At 38.8% G+C, this 24934-nt stretch carries 19 protein-coding genes; 12 read left to right on the top strand and 7 right to left on the bottom strand.

Annotation, left to right across the window (positions count from 1 at the left end; all coding sequences use genetic code 11):
• The first annotated feature begins 22 nt into the window (after positions 1 to 22).
• A complete protein-coding gene (locus E4O04_RS03445; RefSeq protein ID WP_253685503.1) occupies positions 23 to 2077 on the top strand; it encodes a vWA domain-containing protein in 2055 nt (684 codons plus the stop codon).
• 51 nt (positions 2078 to 2128) lie between these two features.
• Here the strand turns inward: E4O04_RS03445 and E4O04_RS03450 are convergent, their stop codons facing one another.
• Positions 2129 to 4930, bottom strand: a complete 2802-nt coding sequence (locus E4O04_RS03450; RefSeq protein WP_253685501.1) for an ankyrin repeat domain-containing protein — start codon at positions 4928 to 4930, stop codon at positions 2129 to 2131.
• 109 nt (positions 4931 to 5039) lie between these two features.
• Entirely contained in the window at positions 5040 to 6650 is a 1611-nt protein-coding gene (locus tag E4O04_RS03455; RefSeq protein WP_253685499.1) for a CTP synthase, read from the bottom strand.
• Between the two features lie 178 nt (positions 6651 to 6828).
• Here E4O04_RS03455 and E4O04_RS03460 point away from each other — a divergent pair, with 178 nt between their 5' ends.
• The 8 genes from E4O04_RS03460 (at position 6829) to E4O04_RS03495 (ending at position 14637) form a co-directional block, all read left to right on the top strand.
• The gene (locus tag E4O04_RS03460; RefSeq protein WP_253685497.1) at positions 6829 to 7887 is read left to right on the top strand and encodes a pyridoxal phosphate-dependent aminotransferase; all 1059 of its coding nucleotides are present in this window, start codon (positions 6829 to 6831) and stop codon (positions 7885 to 7887) included.
• Between the two features lie 69 nt (positions 7888 to 7956).
• Positions 7957 to 9294 carry a flagellar biosynthesis GTPase FlhF gene (gene flhF / locus E4O04_RS03465; RefSeq protein WP_253685495.1) on the top strand — a complete coding sequence of 446 codons (1338 nt, stop codon included), beginning with the start codon at positions 7957 to 7959 and terminating at the stop codon, positions 9292 to 9294.
• A 1-nt stretch (position 9295) separates the two neighbouring features.
• Entirely contained in the window at positions 9296 to 10189 is an 894-nt protein-coding gene (locus tag E4O04_RS03470; RefSeq protein WP_253685493.1) for a MinD/ParA family protein, read from the top strand.
• A gap of 42 nt (positions 10190 to 10231) precedes the next feature.
• Positions 10232 to 10906 (top strand): hypothetical protein, encoded by a 675-nt coding sequence (locus tag E4O04_RS03475; protein WP_253685491.1) that lies wholly within the window; start codon positions 10232 to 10234, stop codon positions 10904 to 10906.
• A 24-nt stretch (positions 10907 to 10930) separates the two neighbouring features.
• Entirely contained in the window at positions 10931 to 11719 is a 789-nt protein-coding gene (gene whiG / locus E4O04_RS03480; protein ID WP_253685489.1) for an RNA polymerase sigma factor WhiG, read from the top strand.
• Between the two features lie 8 nt (positions 11720 to 11727).
• A complete protein-coding gene (locus E4O04_RS03485; RefSeq protein WP_253709902.1) occupies positions 11728 to 13698 on the top strand; it encodes a FapA family protein in 1971 nt (656 codons plus the stop codon).
• Positions 13679 to 14017 carry a hypothetical protein gene (locus E4O04_RS03490; RefSeq protein WP_253685485.1) on the top strand — a complete coding sequence of 113 codons (339 nt, stop codon included), beginning with the start codon at positions 13679 to 13681 and terminating at the stop codon, positions 14015 to 14017. The genes E4O04_RS03485 and E4O04_RS03490 overlap by 20 nt, the downstream gene beginning before the upstream one ends.
• A complete protein-coding gene (locus E4O04_RS03495) occupies positions 14014 to 14637 on the top strand; it encodes a hypothetical protein (RefSeq protein WP_253685483.1) in 624 nt (207 codons plus the stop codon). Before E4O04_RS03490 ends, E4O04_RS03495 begins: the two co-directional genes overlap by 4 nt.
• Here E4O04_RS03495 and E4O04_RS03500 read toward each other — a convergent pair.
• Entirely contained in the window at positions 14634 to 15521 is an 888-nt protein-coding gene (locus tag E4O04_RS03500; protein ID WP_253709905.1) for a DUF4349 domain-containing protein, read from the bottom strand. The two genes, E4O04_RS03495 and E4O04_RS03500, sit on opposite strands and share 4 nt — an antisense overlap.
• A 150-nt stretch (positions 15522 to 15671) precedes the next feature.
• Here E4O04_RS03500 and E4O04_RS03505 point away from each other — a divergent pair, with 150 nt between their 5' ends.
• Positions 15672 to 19250 carry an alpha-amylase family glycosyl hydrolase gene (locus E4O04_RS03505; protein ID WP_253709908.1) on the top strand — a complete coding sequence of 1193 codons (3579 nt, stop codon included), beginning with the start codon at positions 15672 to 15674 and terminating at the stop codon, positions 19248 to 19250.
• On the opposite strand, the gene E4O04_RS14075 is transcribed toward E4O04_RS03505, so the two are convergent.
• Genes E4O04_RS14075 through E4O04_RS03515 form a run of 3 tightly spaced genes read right to left on the bottom strand, consistent with a single transcriptional unit; the run spans position 19247 to position 21611 of the window.
• Positions 19247 to 19381, bottom strand: coding sequence for a hypothetical protein (locus E4O04_RS14075; protein ID WP_010689391.1), 135 nt, complete (start codon positions 19379 to 19381; stop codon positions 19247 to 19249). The two genes, E4O04_RS03505 and E4O04_RS14075, sit on opposite strands and share 4 nt — an antisense overlap.
• A 5-nt stretch (positions 19382 to 19386) precedes the next feature.
• A complete protein-coding gene (locus E4O04_RS03510; protein WP_253709909.1) occupies positions 19387 to 20700 on the bottom strand; it encodes a PALP domain-containing protein in 1314 nt (437 codons plus the stop codon).
• A gap of 20 nt (positions 20701 to 20720) precedes the next feature.
• A complete protein-coding gene (locus tag E4O04_RS03515; RefSeq protein ID WP_253709911.1) occupies positions 20721 to 21611 on the bottom strand; it encodes a DUF2156 domain-containing protein in 891 nt (296 codons plus the stop codon).
• 144 nt (positions 21612 to 21755) lie between these two features.
• Here E4O04_RS03515 and E4O04_RS03520 point away from each other — a divergent pair, with 144 nt between their 5' ends.
• Together E4O04_RS03520 and E4O04_RS03525 are read left to right on the top strand one after the other, a co-directional pair.
• The gene (locus tag E4O04_RS03520) at positions 21756 to 22577 is read left to right on the top strand and encodes a hypothetical protein (protein WP_253709914.1); all 822 of its coding nucleotides are present in this window, start codon (positions 21756 to 21758) and stop codon (positions 22575 to 22577) included.
• Positions 22578 to 22684: 107 nt separating this feature from the next.
• The gene (locus E4O04_RS03525) at positions 22685 to 23392 is read left to right on the top strand and encodes a DUF2715 domain-containing protein (protein WP_253709916.1); all 708 of its coding nucleotides are present in this window, start codon (positions 22685 to 22687) and stop codon (positions 23390 to 23392) included.
• A gap of 66 nt (positions 23393 to 23458) precedes the next feature.
• Here E4O04_RS03525 and E4O04_RS03530 read toward each other — a convergent pair whose 3' ends face one another.
• A complete protein-coding gene (locus tag E4O04_RS03530) occupies positions 23459 to 24799 on the bottom strand; it encodes a tetratricopeptide repeat protein (protein WP_253709918.1) in 1341 nt (446 codons plus the stop codon).
• Between the last annotated feature and the right edge of the window lie 135 nt (positions 24800 to 24934).

Raw genomic sequence — 24934 nt, forward strand, 5'->3', positions numbered from 1 at the left:
TGCATCCCGAAAGGAGGAAAAAATGTTTAAAAGAGTTTCTCTGTGTTTGTTTTTGTTTGTTCTTTTTACGCCCATCTTTGCTCAAAATACTGCAAAGACAAATGCTGAAATTGTCATCTTAATGGATACGTCAGGAACTATCCTTCCCTACTATGAAGACATTAATAATCGTGTCTTGACTGAAATTAACGATAAATTTGTAAGAAAAGGTGATACTGTTCATGTTTTATCCTTTAATGCAGATGCACGTTATGAAATGTCGCAAAAAATTAACAGCGAAAAGGATATGTCCCGAGTCGTTTCAAGGTTTTTACTTTTGTACCAGTTGGGAAAAAGCTCGGACTTTTTGACGGGACTTCAATACGCCCGCCAATACGGTTCAAATTTACCGGATAAAAAAGAAAAAATACTGATTATAATTTCAGACGGAATCTTTAATCCTCCTGCATCAAGTCCTTATAAAAATTATACTGATGATCAGATAAAAAATGAAATAGGGCTCCTTGCAGGAAGTATCAGAAAAAAAGGCTGGAAGGTTTATTATGTTAAACTTCCTTATCCTGCCGATGCCGTAATACGGGGATTGGACGGTGAAGAATTTTACAATTCCGGCAGCGGATATGCAGGAGGAAGCAGCGGCGGTTCCGGGGCTCAGGGTACCGGCAGCTCTGCAGGAGGAAGCTCATCCTCAGGAACCTCAGGTTCTTCTTCGGGAGGAGGCGGTTATGCGGGAGGTTCTTCCGGCTCAGGAAGTTACGGCGGTTCGGGTACTTCTCAGGGCGGCTCAGGTGATGCAGGAACAGGGCAGGGAAGTCTTACCGATGTTTCAAAAGACTTTAAAGAAGCCTCCGGTGCTGCAGGCAGTGAACTTTCTAAGGATAAGAATGACAAATTTACAATTACGGAAAATGCGGAAAATTTACCTTTTATCCATTTTCCTGATGGCGGTCTTGAAGCTCAGGGTAATAAACTTGATTTTTCCTTTGAGGTAACGAATAACTCCGATGAAGATGTAGAGCTTCATTTAACTCATATTGTGATTGATAACGGTGCCAATATCAGTAAAATACCTGTCGATTCACAAAATACAAAGGTAAAATCCGGTGAAAAGGATGTAGTGATCCGGGTTTCGGCCCTTCTTCCTCCGGAATACAAGGAAGGTAATTATAATCTTATTATGAGGCTTGAATTTGCAGATGGAAAGCGAGTTTTACCTCAGGTTATGGAAACTTCCTTAGCAGTCTTCCCCACAGGTTTTCAAAGACTTAAAGATTCAAATGCTCTTTGGTTTATCCTTCTTGCAATTATCTTGCTTCTTCTTCTGATATTCTTGATTGTCTTCTTTGCAAGGAGAAGAGGTTCAAGCTCATCTTCCAATCAGGCCCGCTATGCTGCAGGCAGTCAGCCGAATTATCAGGAAGAGGATAAAAGATATCCTCATCAACTTTCTGAGGAAGATGATCATGCAAGCCGCTTAAATGCTTTTAACTCTGCATCGAATACTTCAATATATTCCGAAAATAAAAACTTTGCAGGAGATGGAAGTTCGATGTATTCGGCGGATAATTTGGATCGCATAGCCGCTCAAAAACAAGATGATGAAGTACTTCGCAGGCGTGTCTTAGCGGCTTCTTTTGCCGCAAAGGAGCCGAGGGGCACCTATATGTCTCCGGCTAACTTTTTTGAAACAATCGAAATAAAACGCAATCAGTCGGGCATGACCGAGATTTATGTTCTAAACCAAAATAGGAATATAGGAAGGCGTAATATTCACATTATGAAGCCCGGCACAAGCTTGACCTTGGGAGGAGGTAAGACAGATCATTTCTTAATTTTCTTAGTTCCATTTCCTTCTCATCTGGCTCAGGTTAGGTATGACGGACAAGATTATCATCTGGCTATTCTTAAGCCTAAGTATTTCCCATATGAGCAGTCAAACATTGTAAATAACTGTATAGGTAAAACCGTTACCCTCGTATCGGATAAGGGATACCATGTTTACTTTACCTTTAGGGAGTATGAAAGCCCGACGGAAAAATTAAACAGTATTTTAACATCTATAAAGTACGATAAGTAAATGTTTGGATTATAAAAAACCCGTAATCTTTAAGATTACGGGTTTTTTATTTTATTCCGTTTTTAAAAGTTCTGCTATTTCACTTCTATTCCATCTGAGGGCAACCTGATAAGGTGTTTCTCCTGCCGTATTTTTTACATCAAGCTTGATACCGGGTAGTGAAATTAAGTCTTTGACAGTTTGTACATCTGCAAATTTGGCTGCGTAGTGCAGCATTCCTTCTCCAAGTGTATCCGTCTGCTTTAATGAGAATTCGGCGGCTATCGGCGCAAAGTCGGGATGATTTGTAAAAATCTCTGTTATAGCAGAAACTCCCTTATTGTTGACTATAAAAGGATCTGCTCCTTCTGCTAAAAGTGCCCTTGTTATTTCTTTTTGATTGTTTTGAACTGCAAGTAAAAGAGCTGTTTCTCCGTTTTTGTTTCGTTTATTTAAAGGATATCGTTTTTTCATAACTCTTTGGAAATAATCGAGACTTATCCTTTCCTTTACCGCTATATGAAGGGGTGTGTCTCCGTCAGTATCGGTTAAAAGGCTGTCATTGCCCAGCACAAGATCTACAGTTCTTATGTTTTTATTCAGGGCGAGGACGAAGGGAGTTTTTCCGTAGGCATCTCTGGCTAAGGGGTTGCCGCCTGCATTCCTTACAAGGCTGAGGCTTTCTTCCGAAATTTCTACAGCCTCATGCAGGGCTGTCCTTCCGTACATATCCTGTTGAACGGGTGAGGCTCCGTTTTTTAGCAATAAGCCGATAGCTTCGATTTGATTTGCAAGTACGGCTTCGGATAAGGGAGAACGGCCTGTTTCATCCGCAGTGTTTATGTCCACCTTGGCTTTTAAAAAGATATTTATGAATTTTATTTCACCCTGCTTGGCGGCTTCATGTAAAACCGTCTTTCCTGCAAGATTTTTTGCATTTATAAGCCTTACATATTCTTCCGTATCCTTGCTTAAAATAAAATCGGCGGATTTATATGCTGACCATCTTACAGCTGCATGTAAAATCGTATTTCCCAAAAAGTCTCTTGCATCCAAGTCGGCTTTTTTTGATCCGCTGCCTAACAAGGCTTTTACGGCCTCGGGACTGTCGGTTCTAACTGCGTTAAATAGAGGTGTTTCATTATTTGCATTTCTTGCATTTATATCCGCTCCCTTATCGATTAAATAAGGTATCATCGGTAAAATCTGCCATTCTGCAGCAAGATGAAGAGGCGTGTTTCCGGCTCCGTCTCCGGCACCTATTGTGTGAGAGTTTATCATCCAATCTTCTCTGCCTTCACCTAAGGTCAGGGCAAATTTTAAGGGGCTGTCTCCGCTCAGGTTTGCGTAAAATATATCTGCATTATTTGCTATCAATATTTCTCCTGCTTCGCGGTAGTTTTTTTCGGCAGCTATATGAAGGGGGGTATTTCCAAGTTTATTGCGTGTATTTATTAAACTCTTTTTTTCTACCAGATAATAAATAATATCTGAACTAGCCCTATGGCTTACTGCTATGTGAAGCGGGGTCGAGCCTTCGGAATCTCTTTCGGTAATGTTTTTTTCGGTGACTACGTGCTCTACCATGGGTAGACCTGCGCTTATGGAATGGATGAAGGCAGATTCGCCCGACTTGTCTTCGGCATGTATATCGGCTCCATGATTGATCAAAAAGTCCACTTGCTGTGTTTGATTTCTTTCGATAGCCAAAATAAGAGGGGTTTGTCCTTTTTTATTGCGTTCATTTATATCGGCTCCGGCTTTTAGCAGCTGATCGAGGATGTCATCATTCATACCGATTCGTGCAGCAATGTGAAGAGGCGTTTCTCCATAGTTATCTTTAAGGTTTGGATTGGCTCCGGCAGTAATAAGCTCGCTAAATAGTTTTGAGCGAGAGGCCTCCGGCATAACTAGGTGGAGGGCTGTGTTTCCGGATGAGTTACGGCTGTTTGGATCGGCTCCGGCTTGTAAGAGTAAGATTGCGGCCTCGATATTTCCGTTATAAACGGCTTCCTGTATTGCCGTTGAGCTTGAAATATCCTTTACATCGATAGGAACCTTGCTTTTAATTAAAAATTTTAAAAATCCCGTATAACCCTTTCTTGCAAAAATATGGAGCAGGGTTTCGCCGTCAGCGAAACGCATTGAGTAGTTTCGGGCAAGGGTTGCCGTTTCAAATTCATTAAAATCCTTTCCCATTGGGTGTATGCCTGCAAGTAGAAGTATGGAGGCAATTTCGGCTGAAGCTTCAAAATCGTTGTATTTGTATGCTATACCAAGGGGGCTAAGATTTTCTTTATTGTATTTGGTTTCAAGGGATTCTATAGCTAGAATTTGCTCCGTAAGCTGCTTATCTATAGCCTTTACTGCAAGGTGCAGGGCTGTATCGTGATTTTCATCTTTTTGCTTTAAGGTCTGAGCCGTCAAAATCAAGTTAGGAACATTGTTTTTGCAGGCTATATAGAAGGGCTTTTCGCCCTCATTATCTTTTGCAAATATATTTGCATTGTACTCAATGAGAACCTTAACGGCATCATAAGATGCATTGCTTAGAGCTGCTGCAAGAGGTGTTGACCCCGTATTATTTTGTGCTTCTATGTCGGCATCCATGTTTATTAATAAGCGCACAATCATGGGATCGTTTTTTACGGCGGCAATATGTAAAAGACTGTTTCCCTCTTCATCCTTCATATTTAAGGCAGAGCTGTTAAGTCTTTCCTGTAGTTCTTCCGATTTTCCTGCCTTTATAAGATCAATCAGGGTTTCTTCCTTAGGTTCAGGAGCGGTTTTACATGACATAAAATTTACCGTAATCAAAATCAAAATAAATGCAGATATAAATATTTTTTTTGTTGTGAGAATTATGTTTTGCATAAGCGTATAGCCTCCCCGCTTTAATATCGGCTTTAATCAATACCCTCTTTAGAATGGAATCCTTTATAAAGAATTCCTTTGTCAAAGGGTATTTGAGGCTATCGGCCGGCTATCGGCCGGTTTTGTTGTCGACTGCTGCCTTGATAAAGTCTCTAAAGAGTGGATGGGGCTTGTTGGGCCTTGAGGCAAATTCCGGATGGAATTGGACAGCCACAAACCAAGGATGGCTTTTTAGCTCTACGATTTCCACCAAATTGCGTTCAGGATTAAGCCCCGAAAAAATCATATCCGAGTTATCGAATTTTTCTCTATAAAGGTTGTTAAACTCGTATCTGTGGCGGTGTCTTTCTTGGATTTCGTGGGATTTATAGGCTTTTTCTGCAAGGGAGCCTTCGGCTATCATACATCGGTAAAGCCCTAAGCGGAGGGTGCCGCCGATTTTTACATCTTTTTGATCGGGCATTAGGTCGATGACCGGATTTTTAGCGTTTTTATCGAATTCGGAAGAATTGGCTTCTTCAATGTGCAGGGCATTTAAGGCATATTCTATGGCGGCAATCTGCATACCTAAACAAATTCCAAAGTAGGGGATTTTATTTTCTCGGGCAAATTGGGCCGTTAAAAGCATACCGTTGATGCCCCTGTCGCCGAAGCCTCCCGGCACGATAATTCCGTCTGCATCCTTTAAAAAGTTTGCTGCATCTTCTTTGCTTTCTATCTTTTTGGAGTCAACCCAAAGAAGTTTGATTGAGGTTTTATGATAAATACCGGCTGCCGTAAGTGCTTCGGCAACGCTGAGGTAGGCATCCGGGAGTTCTACATATTTTCCTACTAAGGCTATGGTTATTTCTTTTTCAGGCTTGTAATAAGTTTGAACCATTTTTTTCCATTCTTCTAAATTAGGCTCTTTATTTTCAATATTGAAGAGTTTGCAAAGAACCTTGCCGAGGCCGGCCTCTTCTAGCATAAGCGGAACTTCGTAGATAGATTTTGCTGTTAAGTTTTCGATTATCGCATCCTGAGGTATATTCGAGAAAAGACTTAGTTTTTCGCGTGTCGATTTTGAAAGATGTTTTTCGCTTCGGCAAATTAAAATGTCGGGCTGAATACCGAAGCCTAAAAGCTCTTTTACACTGTGCTGCATGGGCTTTGTTTTTATCTCGCCGCATTCTTTTAAGTAGGGTAAAAGGCCTAAGTGAACGAACATGCAGTTTTCTTTTCCTACAGTGTAGCGGATTTGGCGGATGGCCTCGATAAAGGGGAGGGCTTCGATATCGCCCACAGTGCCGCCTATCTCGGAAATAATAAAATCCGCTCCGGTTTGTTCGGCTGTTCCTATAATGCGGGACTGGATTTCGTCGGTAACGTGGGGAACTACTTGAACGGTTCCTCCGTTGTAGCCTCCGGCCCTTTCCCTGTCCAAGATGGCAAGGTAAACCTTTCCGGCGGAGGTGCTGTTAAATTTGTGCAGGGGAACATCGGTAAATCTTTCGTAGTGGCCGAGGTCGAGGTCGGTTTCTCCCCCGTCTTCGGTAACGAAAACTTCACCGTGCTGGTAGGGGTTCATGGTACCCGGATCTACGTTTAAGTACGGATCAAATTTTTGATTGACTACGGAATATCCGCGGCTTTTTAAAAGCATTCCTATAGAAGCTGCCGTTAGACCCTTGCCTAAAGATGAAACAACACCGCCTGTAACAAAGATAAACTTGGATTTCATAATTTTTCCCCTCGACCAAAAAAAAACGGTTGAGCTTTTTTTTAGCCTCTCAACCGTGCTTTAGTATAGCCTATTTTTGACTTATTCGCAAGAGGGGTATTGCGGTTAAATTTAATCCCTTTGCCATTATCTTAAAAATCTGTTATAATCCTTACCATACTAAAAAAGGCAGGCAGTTTTGGAACACGGCGGGGTTTTGTCCTATAAAAAAAGAGACGAGGTTTTAATCGATTTTAGCAGCAATATCAATCCTCTCATGGCACCTAAGGGTTTAAAAAAGGCTTTAAGTGCATCGTTTGATAATCTCTTGGTTTATCCCGACATTCGCTACCGTTCCTTAAAAAAGATCACGGCTAAGTACTTAAAATGCGGGTGTGAAAATATTGTTTTGGGGAACGGGGCTGTAGAAATAATCGATAACTTTTGTTTTCTTTTTAAGAGGGTTATCGTTTTTACCCCTTCCTTTTCGGAATACGGCTTGCGAGCCCTTGTTCATAAAAAGCCGTTAGTTGAAATTCCTTTTCTTTCAGATTTTTCTATCGATATTGCAGGGCTTGAAAAAAACTTGAGGGCCGGCGACCTTCTCATCTTGGGAAACCCGAATAATCCAACGGGCTTGCGTATTGAAAAGAACCGCCTTTTACAAATTTATAATCTTGTACAAAAAACAGGAGCTTTTTTACTTTTGGATGAGGCATTTTACGAGTTTTGTCCGCCTGATTACGACAGCATAAATCTTTTTAAAAAAGCCGGATACAAAAATATCTGTATAATCAGGGCTGCAACCAAATTTTTTGCTCTGCCCGGTATTAGGCTGGGCTATGCCTGTACTTCGCCTGAGACGGTTTCCGCCCTTTCTAAGATTGAAATAGTCTGGCACATAAATGCCTTTGCTGAAGCTGCCGCCCCTGCAATCTTTTTTGACGAGGATTTTATAAAAAAGAGCAAGGCCTATATTCAAAAAGAAAGAACTTTTTTGCTCGAAAATATCGAAAAATACGGCACAAGCGGAGCGATAAAATTACAAGCCTATAAAAGTCATTGCAATTTTATCCTTCTTAAAGTTTTAAATGCAAAAGATGAAGATGCCTTAAAATTCTTTGAAAAAAAAGAAATTTTGGTAAGAACCTGCACAAGCTTTAAAAGCCTCGGGGATAATCATATAAGAATTGCTGTACGCTCTCATAAAGATAATTGTAAATTTATTAAGGCAATTAGCTCTAAAAGGTCAAAATAAACATATTGTATCTGTATTGTAAAATTTATAAAAATGTTTTATAATGGCTTCGGGTGGTATAAAGTTTATATGGAAACATTTGTCGAAGAAGCTTCAACATACGAAAAGTGTATTCAAAAAATTCACGAACAGTACGGACCGAATATTGTTGTTACTCGACGCGAAGTAAAAAGCTATGAAGGTTTTTTTAATCTTTTTAACAAGAAGACGGTAAGACTTACCTTTACTATACAAGATGGGGCCTTTGTGCCCAAATTATCCGATGAAGAAGAAAAACCTGTTCAACTAAGGTCCAAGCCCCTAACAAATTACTCACCTATGAACGTTGAAGAAGAACGCCTAAAAATAATCAAGCTTGCTGCATCTCAATCGGAAGAAATGGCCGAAAAGATGATGCCCTACATAGAAAAGCTTGAAAATCAAACATCCTACGCGTCAAAATCCGATACTGAATATAAGGAGCTTAAAAATCTTGCACAAACAGTGGAAAGGCTGGTAGAAGAAATAAAGCTAAAAAATTCGCCTTCCCAAGAGCATGAAAATATTGTAAAAATTGCAGAAATTTTACAAGAAAACGATTTTACTCTTAAATATATACGATCCATAAAAGAAAAGATATCCAACAATTTGAGCTTGGCAGAATTAAACGATTTTGAACTTGTCCAAAAAAAAGTACTTGAGTGGATAGCTTCCTCCATACAGATAAAACTTGAAGATGTAAATAAGGATGATTCCGCTAAAAAGCAAAAGCTGATTGCCCTGGTCGGACCTACAGGTATAGGCAAGACCACAACTCTTGCAAAGCTTGCTGCCTACTACATTTTGGCTGTTTCAAAACTTGAAGGCCGGTCTCTTGATGTGAGGGTTATTACCCTTGACCAATTTAGAATAGGTGCCGCCTTTCAAATAAAAAAATACTGCGAGCACATGGGCATTCCCCTTATCATAGCTACCGATCCTCTGGATTTACATAAATATCTCGATCTATATAAGGATTCTGCCGATATTATATGTATAGATACGACAGGGCGAAGTCCGGCCGATCCTGAAAAGATACTTGAAATGCAGAAGTATTTCGATGAGATAGAGCCGGGCCGGATTGAAACCCATCTTGTAGTAAGTGCCGTAACTAAGGCTGCCGATATAAGCGAAATAATAAAACAATATTCCGTTTTTGACTTTTCGAGCCTTATAGTTACAAAACTTGATGAAACAGCTCATGTAGGCAGTATTATCAGTGTATTGGATGAATACAAGATACCCGTCGCCTATATAACCGAAGGCCAAACAGTACCCAAGGATATAGCTAAGGCTTCAAAGCTTGCTTTTCTAAGAAAACTTACAGGGTTCTCTTTGGATTATATCAACGAAAATTTCAATGATGAGATTTCTATAGTATGGAGCTAAGATGACGGATCAGGCAGAAGATTTAAAAACATTGATGAAGAATAAAAACAGCAGTGATAAGGCGGTGCTTTCAGACCTTCCTCCTAAACGAAAGACAAGAATAATTGCCGTAACCAGCGGAAAGGGCGGAGTCGGAAAAACAAATATTTCTACAAACATGGCTATTGCTTACGCCAAGATGGGAAAAAACGTTATTGTAATAGATGCGGATCTGGGGCTTGCAAACGTAAATGTCATGATGAACATAATTCCGAAATTCAATCTTTATCATGTAATGAAAAAACAAAAGAAAATGTCGGACATCATCATCGATACTGAATACGGAATAAAATTTATTGCAGGAGCTTCAGGCTTTTCAAAAATTGCAAATATGGAAGAAGCCGAAAGGTCCGATTTTATTAAAGAATTATACACCCTTGCGGAAGCCGATATAATAATAATAGATACAAGCGCCGGGGTTTCCAAAAACGTTCTCAGTTTTGTAGCCGCCGCCGATGAGGTTGTAATCGTTACTACTTCGGAACCTACAGCAATAACCGATGCTTACGGAATTATAAAAATAATAGCAACTGAAGTTGAAAACTATGATTTAAACCTAAAAATGGTTGTAAACCGTGTAAATTCCGCTCTTGAAGGCAAAAAAATAGCCGAACGGATGATACAGATTGTTGCCCAATTTTTAAATTTAAAAGTCGAGTACTTGGGCTTTATTTATAATGACCCGGCTGTCGAACAGGCTGTTTTAAAGCAAAAGCCCTTCTTTATATATGCTCCAAAAAGTAAAGCGGCAGGTTGTTTGCGCCACATAGTTGCAAAACTTGAAAAAACGGATTATAATGAATATTCAGGCTTTTCCGGCTTTTTACAAAAACTTTTTGGAAGAAAGTGGGAATAAACTTAGGTCCTTGAATTTTAAAAATAGGAGGTTATCAGGGTCGTGGCAAAATTTAGAATTCCCATTATATGTGCAATAGCTGCATTGGCTCTGTCTTTCCTATTGGGCCTGATAAGCGGGGTGCGCTTTTCTACGATACTTTTGCGTTCACTTATCATCTCTTTGATAAGCGGAGGCTTTGTTTTAGGAGCTCAAATTCTTCTGGATCATTTTGTGCCGGACTTGTTTCAGTCTCTTGACTCACAGGAATCCGAAAAAAAAGAAACCGGTAAAAATTTGAATATAAGTATCGATGAACCGGTGGAAGTACCGTTTATGGATGATGAAGAAAGAGCCGATTTAGACTCCGGCATGGTAAATGCTGAACCGGTAGATGAAAATTCGATATTGGATGATACTAATGAACCGAGTGATGAGGATCTAATCGACGAAGATTTTGCGAGTATAAAGGATGACTCACAAGCTTCTGCATCAAAAAATGTTTTTTCAGACGGAACCGAAAAAAAACAAGAAAAAAATACTGTAAAAGAATTGGAAGAACTTCCCGACTTGCAGGATTTTATACCTGAGGATGAACCGGAGGAAGGCGATGATCAAATGGATTTTACTCAGAGAGGAACAGCTGCATTTGATGTATCGACGGATTTAGCAGGTTCAGGAATGGATACGAATACAATGGTAAATGCTATTCGTACCGTGCTTAAACGGGATTCATAAATTAGAAAATAAAAGGTGTGGGTAATGGCAAATACGGATTATGAAAATATACCTGAAGAAGAACTTTGGGATAAATACAAAAAAACCTCAGATCCTAAAATCAGAGAATATTTTATTTTAAAGTATGCTCCATTGGTAAAATATGTTGCCGGAAAGGTCGGAATAGGGATGCCTACAAATGTAGAATTTGACGACTTAGTCGGTTACGGCGTTTTCGGCCTCTTGGATGCTATAGAAAAATATGATCTCGATAAAAACGTTAAATTTAATACCTATGCCGTTAATAGAATAAGGGGAGCTATCTTTGATGAGCTGAGATCTATAGACTGGGTTCCCCGCTCGGTACGCCAAAAAAGCCGTGAAATTGAAGAAACGATAGCCGACTTGGAAGCTCGTCTAGGCCGCTCTGCCTCGAACGAGGAGATAGCCGGAGCGATGGGCTTGGATATTGAAGAATATAACTCTCTCTTGCTTAAAATATCTGCAACAAGCGTTATTTCTTTGACGGACTTGAGGTTTTCGAATGATGATTCGGAAGAATTCTCAGTAGGAGACATAATTGAAGCACCTTCTTCTTTAAACCCTGATGTAATTGTAGAACGTGAAGATATAAAGAGGGTAATAGTCGATGCTATTAAAGAATTACCCGACAGAGAAAAAAAAGTTTTAATTATGTATTATTATGAGGACATGACTCTCAGGGAAATAGGAGAGGTTCTGCATGTAACAGAATCTCGAGTATCTCAGATACATACAAGTGCAAATATAAAGTTAAGAGCTAAGCTTTCTAATGTTACAAAGGGCATAAAATAGGGGGGATTATGATTAGGCTTAATCAAATACAGGAAAAAATGTCTGAAATGCACGAACTGGATTCCGGCCGTTTTTTTGTTGATATAAGCGGAGAAACCCTTGATGAAGCCCTTGCGAATGCAGCGATACAATTAGGGATGCCTGTTTCGTCGATAGACTATGAAATCTTACAAAAAGGTGCTTCCGGTTTTTTTGCTATAATTCCAAAAGAATGGAAGATAAGGGCTTATGAAACCATAAAGGTAAAGAAGCAGCAAAATATCGAAGAGGAGACAGTTGAAACTGAAGATATAATTGAAGGCGAGGTAATTATCAATCGGGACGGAATGGGATATGTCTTCTGTGCTGCCGATGGTATTTACTTTAAGGTAACACCTCCTTCAGGAACAGGCCGCTCTTTCGATATAAAGGCTGCCAGAGACAGGTTTAGGGACAGAGCTCTCCCCATCCCTGAAGACGATGTTCTTTCTGCAATATTGGATGAAAAAAACGGTGAATATGTCAGAGTAGCTCCTTATAAACGTATTCCGGGTAATGACGCTGCAATGGCTGTCAACATAAGCGATGATGAAATGAGGGCTTACCTTTATGTAACTCCGCCGACGGCCGGAGGTGTAGATCTTTCGGCAGACACTATTATCGCATTTTTAAAGAATAACAGAATAATTGTAGGAATAAATGAAGAGAGGGTAAGGCAATTCCAAGACTCCCCTGTTTACCGTGAAGATTATCTGGTGGCAGAAGGTATAGCCCCGCAAAACGGTGCCGATGCAAAGATTCTTTATAACTTTGAGGTAGATAATACTCAAGTCCGCTTACAGGAAACCCGCTCAGGCCAGATCAATTTTAAAGAATTAAATCTTATTCAAAATGTTGTCGAAGGACAGCCTGTGGCTCAAAAGGTTCCTGCTCAAAGAGGAAAGCCGGGTAAGACCGTTACGGGAAAGTATCTTGATGCTCTTAACGGAAAAGATATTGTAATGCCTGTTGGTAAAAACACAAAGATTGCCGCTGACGGCCTAACTATAGTTGCTGAGGTAAACGGACAGGTTCTTTTAGTAAAAAATAAGATTACGGTACAGGAAATCTATGTAGTTGAAGGCGACGTTTCAATCAGAACCGGAAACATTACCTTCTTGGGTTCCGTCTTTGTAAACGGAAATGTTGACGACGGCTTTGTTATAAAGGCTTCAGGAAATATAGAGGTTAAGGGCTCGGTCGGAAGGGCAGAGCTGGATACCGAGGGCGATATAGTTGTAAGCCAGGGTATTATGGGCAAGGAAGGCGGTGCCATAAGGGCCGGAAAATCTATTTGGGCTAAATTTATTCAAAATACAGATGTTGTTGAAGCCGGAGACATGGTAATTGTTTCGGATGGTATCATAAAATCGAACGTAATGGCTAACCGTAAAATTATATGCCGCGGAAAGAAGGCCGATATAATAAGCGGTAATTTAAGTGCTTCCGAATCCGTTTCGGCAAGGAATTTAGGAAGCGTTTCAGGAGGAAACGATCTTGTTGTAAGTGTAGGCTTTGACCCGAAAAGCAAGGAGCGCTTAAACTTCTTGCTGCAAAAACAAGAAATGGATCAAAAAACCTTGGAGGACTTAAAGCTTAATCTGATGAGCCTTGAAGAGCTTAAATCAAAGCGGGGAGAGCTGCCCAAGGACAAGGAAGAAAACTATAACAAGATGAGCGAGTATAAGTATACTCTCCAAACGGAAATTCATGAGGTACAAAAAGAAATAGCCCAAATAAAAGAGTACTTAAATACATTGAAGAATCAGGGCCGGGTTTCCGCTTCCGGACACGTATATCCGGGAGTACGCATAGTTATAAGGGATACTGTCGAGGATGTAAGAATGGATTGTAAGGCTACTACATTCTATCTCGACAAGGGAATTGTGCGTTACGGAAAATATCAAGAAGAAAACGAAGAGGATGTTAAGAAGGTTCCAAGTGGCTATTCAACCAATTGATCTACAAACTCTATATGCTCAAATGGCTAAGGTCGGGAAACAGCAGGGCGCCGAACAGCAGGTCGCTTCTATGGTTCGGGATGCCCAGCAGCAGCAAAATAAAATCGATGCACAAAAAAAACTGAGCTCTGTTCAGGTTGTAGACTCCGACAGCAATAAGAATCTTAGAATCAATAAGGACGGCAGGTCTCCCGATGAGGAAAATAAGGGAGGCGAAAATGCAAAAAAGCAAAACACTCCTCAAACCGACCAAGAACTAAATAATGAAGAATATATAAAAGACCCTTCTTTGGGCCAAAGAGTGGATATTTCGGGATGATGACTATTATTGCTATCGTGTTGTTAATATTAAATCTCTTGATGATGTTCATTTTTTATTTAAAACTTAAAAATCAATTTTCGGATAGGGCTTCAGTCAATAATATAAAAAATGAAACGCAAAAACTCGTGGCTCAGATTGCCTTTCAAACGGATCAGTCCGTTACGATAATGGAAGACAAGATTAAAGAAGTGAACGGCCTTATGTCCGAATTGGACAAGCGTATCCTGCTTACAGGAAGAGAAGAAGAAAAACGGAGTGCAGCCGAGAGGGTCTATCAAAGCCTGGCTGAAACCGCTAAGGCTAATGCCTTATCAGGGTTTGATCCGGAAGTTCTTGTAAAAACTAAAAAGCCCGTAATTTCAAATGAGAATTTACGGGATACAAGTCTTTCAGAACAAGTAAGTAAAAAAGAAAATTCACATATTGAAGATGAGCCTATTAAGATATATACAAAACAAATTCTTGCTCCCAAAGCCGGGATTGTTCCCGACCAAACTGCTTCAATGAAAGAACAGATAATTGAAATGGCTAAAAAGGGACTTTCAATAGAGCTCATAGCCGAAAAAATTCCCCTTCCTACCGGAGAAATTGAGCTCATTATTTCGATGAATACTTAATCCAAATCTTGCTTCATTTTGGCTTTTTTGCTGCGTCTTTTTTTGATGATGATTATCAAAATTAGTGCAATTATAAGTATAAATATCCAAAGATAAAGAATACTGATTATTATATCGCTAAAAAGGCTTATTCCGTCTTCTAAGGCATCAACGGCTTTGCTAAAAAATGAAGGTTTTTCTATATCGCTGTTTATTTGATACATTGAAATATTTAAGGTGCTGTAATTTACGGATTTTTGTAAATAACGTAAACGGCCTTCAATTGCCTCAATGTCTGAACGTAAATCTTGAATTTGGTTTTGTACTTCTAAAATATCTTTTACCGTTTTAGCCTGAGTCAAAATTTTTAGATAAGTTTGTTCGGTTTCCTTTTTTACTTTTAGGCGGGCAATGCTGTCTACGAATTCTTCCGTAACATCTTCAACCGTAATAGTTTTATTATCCAATTTTTTAATTCCCGCCGTAACTTCGTTTAAAAAATTATCAAAATTTTCTTTTGGTATTCTAATACTGATTGTCTGTCTGATACCGGAATAAAAATGTTTTTCATCTTCTTGACTTATGTAGGCTTGATATTTCAATACAAGGTTTTCGATTATTTCCCTTGTTTTTTTTATATCATCAGTTTCAAATTCTATAAGACCTGTTTTTATAAGTTTTCTTTCGATATCTTTATCATTTAAGCCGGCGTCATTGACATCTTTTATTTTTTGATCGGCTGTTATTTCAGAATCATAACTGATTGATTTACTTTTGGCCTCTGCACTATAACCGTTGTGTCGGCTTTCTTTGCTATCGCCATAAGAATCTTTTTTTGCACTACAAGAAGTAAAAACAACTAATACACAGCTTAAGCATAAAAATTGTAAAATTCGTTTTTTCATTTTACCGGCCTCACTTGTCAAAAGTTTAACACAATTTGCTTTATTTTACAATGGGAACCTTTGCGCTCTCTGTGTCTTTACGGTTAAATAAGAAAATGTATTACCGATTTCCGGCTTGCGTTTTGAGCCTATTAATGTTATACTTAATTCATGGATATAAACTCTTTTTTTCAGGCAATGGAATTTCATATAAATGGAGATGTCCGTAAAAAGTGTAATTTAAAGTCTTCTCTTTTTTCTTCATGCGGAAATGCCGTATTTGAAAACATATCTGAAGTTCATAGCTTCGTTTTTAATTTTAATTCTCTTGTAAAGGAAGGCCTTTTTGGGAAGGCTCAAAAGCATTTGCAGGCAGGGGAATTGAACGCTATGGGAATTTTTGATGAGGTCCTCCATTATGTTTTAAGGCTTTACCGCCAAAATATTGATGCCGATTTTTTTGTAAAAGGATATGAATTTATCGATAAAGAATTTAAGAGCAAAAATTTTCATAGTCTTGATTTTTTACTAAAAGATTTTTGTAAAGATTTTCCTCCTAAGGATGTTTATACCGATAAAATTTCCTTGGATGAATGGTTTGAATCAAATGATGAATTATCAAATGTACCGAACAAATTGCTCGCCTTTGAAGAACTTATCCTACTCTGCCTTGCAAATAGAAATCCTGCAAACTCAAAGTTTGAAGTTTTATTTAATGACTCCAATTTAAAAACAATCGACTCATACGGTATTTTTTGGGAAACGGCAAAAAAGTGGTCAAAAAAAAATAAGCCTATAGGGAGCAGATTAGGAAAGGACCAAGGGCGGCTGGATATTCTTTCTTTTTTGGAAGAGCCTATAAAGCGATGTCCCAACAGCATTTTAGGTCAGCTTAAATATATAAAAGAGCATTGGGCTAGGTTTACTCAAAATCTTTTGTTGAAAGTCTTGGGTGCAGAGGATCTTATCCGTGAAGAGGAAAAAGCCGGCTGGGCTCCGCCAAAGGGCGGAAGCTTTGATGTCCCGGCCCCCACCTTTGAAAATTTATTAAAAGAGTATGAGGCCTTTACAGCCGATAAAAATTGGATGCCCAACCTTGTTCTAATAGCAAAGAGCACCTTAGTTTGGCTGGATCAGCTGAGTAAAAAATATTCTGCTTCCATCACACGTCTAGACCAAATTCCCGATGAAGAGCTTAAATTCTTTGCGGATGCAGGAATAACGGGACTTTGGCTGATCGGCGTTTGGCAGCGCTCTGAGGCAAGCCGCCGTATTAAAGAAATTTGCGGAAATTCGGATGCGGCCGCAAGTGCATACAGTATCTACGACTATGACATTGCAGAGGAACTTGGCGGCTGGTCGGCTCTGGCTAATTTACGGGAAAGAGCCTGGAAATTCGGAATCAGAATGGCGGCCGATATGGTTCCCAATCATACAGGCCTTGATTCCAAATGGATTATGGAAGAGCCGAATCTTTTTTTGCAGACAAGGGAATCACCCTTTCCTGCGTATAATTACGATACCGAAAACCTTTCCCGTGATGGGAGAACAAGTGTTTATCTTGAAAGAGGCTATTATTCGAAAACCGATTGCGCTGTAGTTTTTAAACGTGTCGATAACTATTCCGGGGATGTACGCTATATCTATCATGGAAATGACGGCACGGGTCTCCCATGGAACGATACGGCCCAAATAGATTTTTTAAACAAGGAAGCCCGCGAAAAGGTTATCCAAAAGATTCTCCATGTTGCGCGTAATTTTCCCATAATACGCTTTGATGCGGCGATGGTGCTTGCCAAAAAACATATCCGCCGTCTATGGTATCCGGCCCCCGGTTCAGGCGGAGATATTGCGAGCCGCTCCCGCCATGCTCTTTCCATATCGGAATTTGAAAAAAGAATCCCCGAAGAGTTTTGGAGGGAAGTTGTAGACCGCTGTGCAAAAGAAGCTCCCGACACCCTCCTGCTTGCCGAAGCTTTTTGGATGATGGAAGGCTACTTTGTGCGCACCCTCGGAATGCACCGCGTATATAATTCCGCCTTTATGAACATGCTCAAAAAAGAAGAAAATGCAAAATACAGGGAAACAATTAAAAACACTCTTGAGTTCGATCCCGAAGTCCTTAGACGGTATGTAAACTTTATGAACAACCCCGATGAAGAAACCGCCGTAGCCCAGTTCGGAGACGGAGATAAATACTTCGGCATTTGTACAATGATGTCGGCGATGCCTGGGCTTCCCATGTTCGGGCACGGCCAGCTCGAAGGCTTTACCGAAAAATATGGAATGGAGTACAGAAGAGCGTATAAGGATGAGGCTGTAAACCGGGGCTTGCTTGAAAGGCATAAAAACGAAATATTTCCTCTTTTAAAAAAGCGCCGTATTTTTTCGGGGGTTGAAAAATTCAGACTATTTGATTTTTGGAATGAGGGAAACGTAAACGAAAATGTCTTTGCTTGGTCAAACTTTTTTGACGGGGAGCGTTCATTGATATTTTATAATAATGCCTATGAAAGAGCTTCGGGCTGGATTAAGCTTTCAGCTGCCTTTGCCTTAAAAAACGCAAAAAACGAAAAGGAATTAAGACAGGAAACTCTTATGACCTCTCTTAATCTAAATTCAGGAGAGGCCTATTTTACGGTGTTTTATGAACAGCGCTCTTCCTTATTCTTTTTAAGAAAAAATTCCGAACTTGCAGAAAAGGGCTTTTTTGCAGCCTTAGACGGGTACCAATGCCAAGTCTTTTTAAATATATATGAGCTGAAAGATGATGGAGGCTATTATAAGGTGCTTTATGAAAAAGCAGAGGGTCGAGGTTTTAAGAATTTGGAATTTGAAATCAATAAATGTAAATACGGAAGCCTTTACAATACTATTCAAGACCTATGCTCTAAGGAACTCTTCCCTCAAGTTTCAAATTATTGCGATATCGGTGAAAAAGGAAAAAAGACACTTGAAGATGTATCGAAAAAACTTTATCCGAGGTTCTTGGATTTTTTTGATGCCTTTGAAGAAGTGTTTTTTGAAACCTTTCCTTACGATGAAGAAAAAGAAAGCTTAAAAAATCTTAAAGAAAAAAGCAAGACCTGTGCATTGTGCTTGAAAAAAGCTATGGATTGCTTTTTATGCCTTTGCCCAAACGAGCCTTCGTTAATTGATGAAAATATTAAAACTGAAGAAGTTCTCTTATTTATAAAAGATCTTAAATCATTGGTGTTTGACAGTAAAGAGAGTGTTCTTTTGTATACGGCCGGGCTTTTATTGTCGGCCTTGTTTAAATTATTCCCTGAAGAAAAAATTAAAATGTTCCGTCTTGACTACGTCCTTAGCGAACTGCTTTGCTCTTGCGGACTCTCAGAAGCCGATTCAAAAAGTACCTTATTTTTGTTAAGCCGCTTATTTTGTTTGACCGAAAAAGAGGAAGAGTTTTTTGAAAATTTAGGTTCAAGCATGAACTGTATTAAAGCTCTTACGGACTTTTGTTTACATGATGAAGTAATAAAAAACTATTTAGGCTTAAACGAGTGGGACGGGGAAGTTTGGTTTAATAAAGAATCTACAGAGAGGCTGATTCTGATACATATTTTATTTAAACTTTTATGGGAAGAAAGGCCGGAAGATAGTGTGCATAAATGCAATATTTTGTCTTTAAACTTTTATGCGTGTATTTATTCGGATATGAGCAAGATGTTTTCTGCTGCCGAATATAAGCTAAAAAATATTATTGATTTTTCAAATGAAAAGACCTAGTCTTTTTCGGCGTTTTCTTCGGCATATTTTTTAAATTCCTCCTCACTCATCTTATCTGCATAAATAGGGTAGAGGGCTTCTACCAGTTCTTCAAGTGTGGGGAATTTGGCTCCATCAAGTTTATATGACATAAAAACTACCTCTCCATATATTGTAGCATATTTTCAATTTCTTTTTTAGAGGCCTGTATCTTTTTTATATTTTTTATAGGCCTGTCTAAGCCCTTCATGTATTCCGGTTGATTGGTTTTTTCGCCGCAGGCCTCTTCAATTATGTCGGCTTCAAAGGCCGGATGATCTTTTGAAATCAGTACAAGGGTTTCCGGTCCCTTATTTTCGAGAATTTTGCTTTTTATTGCAGCTCCATAGGCTGCAGCTGTCGAAGTATCTATCATAATACCATATCTTTGATAGGCTTTTCTAATAAGCTCCTTATAATTTTTTGACTCTACCTGCTTAGGAAAAATCAAAGCCTTCATAATTGCAGGGCTTATTTCAAAAATTTGTTCCAAACGCTCAATATTTGAGGGGCTTACAGGATCTGCTGCACTTCTTTGGCCTAAAGGAATTTCCATTGTTTTGCAAAAGCAATCCCCGTCCTTGTTTACGGATAGTTCAGGCGTAGAATCGGTAATAAAACCGTTGAGAGAAAGGCCGCTCTTCCATGCAAAAAGGCCTGCTGAAAGGTTTCCGTAATTACCGGAGTGGAGGGCATAGTAAATTTCGCCGAAACTATGCTTTTTAAAACGGGTAAAAGCAAAAAAATAAAAGAAAATTTGTGGCAAAAGCCGTCCTATGTTTACCGTATTTGCCAAGGTTAGCCCATATTTTTCTACAAGCTCCCTGTCAAGATATACTGACCTTTTTAAGTTTTCGACATCTCTTATGTCTCCATCACACTCTACAGAGTATATCGAACCTCCGTTTTCGGCCAAATATTTTTCGGGGATTCCGCAAGCATAACCCCTGGGATGAATCAAGAGGGTCTTCACTCTTTTTTTGTTGCCGAAAGCGGCTGCCATACTTTGCCCGTTCTTTTTTGTGCCAGTTCCTAAAACTATGGCGTTTTTATCGGTTATGGTTAAAATATGCTCAAGAACTGAGGCGAACCATAAAAAGCCGAAATCTCTGTGGCAGCCGGTCGGTCCGTGAAAAAGGTCCAGCAAAAAGAGCCTTTCATCCAATTGCCTTACTCTGGGACTGTAGTTTCCGAAGGCGGAGACGGCAATACGCTCCGAAACGGCCGGGCTGAATTCCTTTTGAAGTATTGCAGAGGTTAAGGTTCCCGCAATAGATGTAAAACTTGAGGTTTCGTTAAGGTGACAGGTCCAATCGCTTAAGTCCAAGGCTTCTTTCGGTATATAAAGCCCTCCGTCAGCCGGCATACAGTTTGTTACAGCCTCATAAAAGGATACTATCTTATTGTTGTTTCGTGTACTTACTAAATCCATGTTTTCCTATTGTATCATATTTAAGATAAAATTCTATACTTTTTTATGAATTTTATCGGTTTATATGTCATTTTTGCTTGTCTCAGGCCCTCATTGCCTAAATCCTGCTCTCTGTTGATAAATTCTATATGCTCAGGCAGATAACCTGCAAAGGCATAATTAATGTACTGAAAGCTTCCCTTGTAAGATGCCAATGCCTTTTCAAATAGAACCACTGCTGTTTTATTGTTTTGTGTTATTTCTGCAAGGGTCCAAGCTACAGGCTCATCCCAAACATAGAGAATAATGCCCATCATTGATGTGCGGCTCAAGATAGAAAGGGCTTCCAAGGCTGCTTCATAGTCGGAATTTTCAGGATTTGAGTCCGGTTTTGTACTATTCCATTCTTCAAGTACTTTTTTGGCATCTTCTACATTTTCAAGAGTGAGAGGTTCAATTTTTATTTTGTCGTAGGATTTTTCAAATTTGTTTACATGGGTCTTTTTTTTATGAAAGTCCTTACCCTTTAGCTCGGCTAAATTCTTTCTCAAATAAATATAGTCAAAATTGTCTCTATCTTCTTCGATTTTTAACTCTTTTAGAAAAGGAAGGTTGAATGCATTGATGTTGTTATCTAAAAAAGATTTTGAAAGAATCATCCATCTTTTGTATTTTGCCAATAATTCCTTTGTTATTTCGACATCCACTGTACAGCAGGGTGTAATAAAAAAGCTTTCACCCTTATACTCCCCTATTATTATCAATAGTTTGTCGGTTTTTGCTGCTTGATATTTATAATTATGCCTAAAAAGATATAAATTCAAAAAAGTCAGCTCCGATATTCCGTCAGGAAGTCTTTTTAAGTAAAATTCCATTTCGGCCTGCATGTCCAGAGAAATGGGTTTAAATTCAGGATACTGCGGTATACTCATGTATATATCCTACTATTTTTAAGCAAAAACGGCAATAGATATAAAAAATACTTAGAACTGATTGAAAATATGTTAATACCGGGCTATACTTATAGAAAACATACAATTATGCTTTTAAATAAAATTTTATCTTGGAGGATAATTATGAAAAAAATTATTTTTATTATTTTAGCTTTTGGCTGTATGCTTTCCTTGTCGGCCTTCGATGTTATGGATATTTCCGGCGATATAGGATTAGGTTATATGAACCATAATATGGTGACAGTATATAATGATTCGCTTAAAACTAATTTGGCCGGAGGCTTGGAAGCGGCCTTAGGTGAGGGAAACCTTACCATGGATGCTCCAAGGTCTGTTGATTCATATAATGCCTTAGCCCTAGGTTTAAAACTTAAAGTAAGTTACGTGTATGCTAATATCAGCGTAGGCTTTCCCTTTACACAGGTACCTACAGGTGATGATCCCTTAGGAGAAAAATTAAAGGCAATGGGTGCTACAAATAGGTTAAACAATTCCGTTATTGTAGATAGTCAGATAGGCTTGGGTATTAATATTTTAAAGAGCTTACCGGTTAATATTTTTGTGGGCGGAGGTCTTGGTATAAATTATATTCAGACAAAAAGAAAGCTTCCCGATGAATTTGTACAAACTATAGTAGATCCTATTACTGGAAATCCTGTAGCAAAGGAACTTAACGAGACACGAAGCATAGCTATGTCCGGCTTAGGATTTACTGTTGCATTAAACTATTATTTTACAAAGAATATAGGTATTTCCTTTGATATCAAAGATACCGTATATTTTATTCCGATGTCAAACAAGAGGTATTACAAAGGAAAAGCAATAAACGGAAGCGGTTTTACTTATACAATTACCAAAGAAAAAAAGCAGGATATCCAATCCCTTATAAAATATTCATGGGCTAATAACCTTGCATTAAGGTTGGCTGTTGCTTTCAAGCTTTAAAAAAGGTTTAGTTTTAATAAAATTGTAACAAAGTCTGACTATATGCGTTTTAGAATTGGTTCTGCTTATGATTAAGCAGGTAAAATGTGTTTTATAGGAGGTTTATTATGAAGCACAAGAAGATAATTTTTGTTTTGATTATTTCGGTTGCATTTGCTGCTTTTGCATTTGCAGATTTTGCAATTTCTTTCGGCCCTGCCTTTACAAATTATTTTGTACACACTAAAAATGAGGGCAAGTTTGATGTATTTCATGCAGATATACAAGAGTCAATAAAAAATGCCAAAGATGAAAAGAATAATGCCGCAGGCGTTGCTGTAGATCTAAGAGCCGGATTTCTTTATTTAATGGCCCAAATTGCCTTTCCCGGAAAAAACCATAGCGATCTCATAAAGGGTTCGACTTCACAAAAAGATGAGTTTTTAAAGACAAATGCCTTTATCCTTGATACTCAGCTTGGTGCCGGTTTAACCTTGTTTAAGAAAACACGTTTTAACCTCTTTTTAGGAGGCGGACTTGGATTAAACGCTATGAAGGCAACTCAGTCTGTTTCTATGTACGGACAAGAGTTTAAGTATGAAAAATTAGATGTTATGTTCGGTTTAGGTGCAAATATTTTGGCAAGTTTTTATTTTACCGATATGATAGGTATTTACGGCGGTATTGCCGATACTGTTTATTTTGCTCCTTTAAAAGTTCAAAAAACATTTAAAGTTGGAAATGAATCATATACAGTTTCCAACACTGACGGCAACATAAAGGATATTATTGCTAACAGTGTAAACTTAAAGTTAGGTCTTTCTATCAGGTTATAGATTTTAATTATTTTGCACAAAAAGGCAGCCGGTATGAGCTGCCTTTTTTATTGAACAAACAAAGTTTTATTTTAACGAGTTTAAAACGCTTGAAAGTCTTGTTTTGTCGTATAAGTCCAGCGGCCGTCCTTCAGAAAACCTAACAGCTTCTTCAGTAAAGGTTCCGGCACTCATACATATCCCTGTCCCGCCCTTTACTTCTTTTAGCCGTGCATGAAGCTCTCTAAGGAGCAGCTCTCCTACCGTTCCCTGAGATCTAAAAAACCTAAAAATAACCGTATCCGAAAAACGCGGTGTATCTATTTCGGCTACTATATCGGTGTAGGCGGCCAATACTGAAATATCCAGTATTTTTACCTTTGCCTTCGGATAAAAACGGGCTACTATTTTGCGGCAAAGAGCTACGAATTCGCTTTGACCGGACATCAGATATATCTGTAAGTTCTTGTTTTTGTTTAACTCTTGATATCTCATTATCAAGGTTGCTGCATCTTTGTATCCCGGGCTTATGTTCTGGATTTCTTTTAAAAGATGGAGAGCTTGACCTATTTCTTGAGTTTTTATATAGGCTTGAGCTAATCTGTACTTTAGTTCGTTGGAAATATCCACCGGTGTTCCGGTATGCTTTAAACCTATTTGGAAGTCTTCAATTGCTCTTTCTAACTGATCGGCCTTTGCTCTTATCATACCTGTATATAATGAAGCCTGAGGTCCGAAAACAGGGTCTACCCTAAGGTGGTTTAATATCTTTAGGCAGCGGTCTGTTGCCTCCGTTTCATAAAAACATTCGCCCATTGCAAACAAAACTTCCTTATCATCGGGCTTAAAATCCAAGGCTTTTTTTAACGCGGGCAAGGCCTCATTGTATTTATGCAAATGCTTAAACGTATATCCAAGATACTTTGTTGCCAAAAAACTGTTTGGTTCAATTATTAAGGCTCTTTTGAAAAATTTAACGGCTTTTTCATACTCTTTTTCGAGATAATAGATATAACCTAAATTATAGCTTACATCAAGATTTTTAGAATTGATTGTCTCTGCAAGAAGGAAGCCTTTTTTTGCCTCAGGAATCCTATTTGTTTTTAAGGCGCAGGTACCGTACCTGATAGCAACATCCAGCTGCTTACTCATTTCAAGAGGCTTCATCCTATCCAATAAGGCAGAGTATGCAGTGTATGCTTTTTCCCAGTCTTGGTCTTGATAATAAATATCTCCCATTATAAATAGACCTTCAACGTCGTGAGGATTTTGAGCTAAGCGGCGTGAGGCTTCTTTCATTAACACTGCCCTGCCTTTAACTTTTTTTCTTCCCCCTGAAGACGATGTTTTGGTTCTTGTGGCTATGAGAACAATAATAACAACAGCAATAACAATAATAAAAAAGGAAATAATAATAGTTGATACCATTCTCTCATTATGCGTTTTATTTTGAGATATGTCAATGGAAGGTGAATTGAATTTTTAATAATACTGTAAAATCTACCCTAGTCAGCAACTCTTGTATGTGATATAATAGTGATGATATTGTTTCCTTGGAGGAGG

It is taken from the genome of Treponema sp. OMZ 799 (assembly GCF_024181365.1).
Taxonomy (GTDB): domain Bacteria; phylum Spirochaetota; class Spirochaetia; order Treponematales; family Treponemataceae; genus Treponema_B.

Excerpts from the sequence above, each read along its gene's own strand:
- E4O04_RS03445 (WP_253685503.1), top strand. The coding sequence starts at position 23 with ATGTTTAAAAGAGTTTCTCTGTGTTTGTTTTTGTTTGTTCTTTTTACG.
- E4O04_RS03450 (WP_253685501.1), bottom strand. The coding sequence starts at position 4,930 with ATGCAAAACATAATTCTCACAACAAAAAAAATATTTATATCTGCATTT.
- E4O04_RS03455 (WP_253685499.1), bottom strand. The coding sequence starts at position 6,650 with ATGAAATCCAAGTTTATCTTTGTTACAGGCGGTGTTGTTTCATCTTTA.
- flhF (WP_253685495.1), top strand. The coding sequence starts at position 7,957 with ATGGAAACATTTGTCGAAGAAGCTTCAACATACGAAAAGTGTATTCAA.
- E4O04_RS03470 (WP_253685493.1), top strand. The coding sequence starts at position 9,296 with ATGACGGATCAGGCAGAAGATTTAAAAACATTGATGAAGAATAAAAAC.
- whiG (WP_253685489.1), top strand. The coding sequence starts at position 10,931 with ATGGCAAATACGGATTATGAAAATATACCTGAAGAAGAACTTTGGGAT.
- E4O04_RS03485 (WP_253709902.1), top strand. The coding sequence starts at position 11,728 with ATGATTAGGCTTAATCAAATACAGGAAAAAATGTCTGAAATGCACGAA.
- E4O04_RS03495 (WP_253685483.1), top strand. The coding sequence starts at position 14,014 with ATGATGACTATTATTGCTATCGTGTTGTTAATATTAAATCTCTTGATG.
- E4O04_RS03500 (WP_253709905.1), bottom strand. The coding sequence starts at position 15,521 with ATGAAAAAACGAATTTTACAATTTTTATGCTTAAGCTGTGTATTAGTT.
- E4O04_RS03505 (WP_253709908.1), top strand. The coding sequence starts at position 15,672 with ATGGATATAAACTCTTTTTTTCAGGCAATGGAATTTCATATAAATGGA.
- E4O04_RS14075 (WP_010689391.1), bottom strand. The coding sequence starts at position 19,381 with ATGTCATATAAACTTGATGGAGCCAAATTCCCCACACTTGAAGAACTG.
- E4O04_RS03510 (WP_253709909.1), bottom strand. The coding sequence starts at position 20,700 with ATGGATTTAGTAAGTACACGAAACAACAATAAGATAGTATCCTTTTAT.
- E4O04_RS03515 (WP_253709911.1), bottom strand. The coding sequence starts at position 21,611 with ATGAGTATACCGCAGTATCCTGAATTTAAACCCATTTCTCTGGACATG.
- E4O04_RS03520 (WP_253709914.1), top strand. The coding sequence starts at position 21,756 with ATGAAAAAAATTATTTTTATTATTTTAGCTTTTGGCTGTATGCTTTCC.
- E4O04_RS03525 (WP_253709916.1), top strand. The coding sequence starts at position 22,685 with ATGAAGCACAAGAAGATAATTTTTGTTTTGATTATTTCGGTTGCATTT.
- E4O04_RS03530 (WP_253709918.1), bottom strand. The coding sequence starts at position 24,799 with ATGGTATCAACTATTATTATTTCCTTTTTTATTATTGTTATTGCTGTT.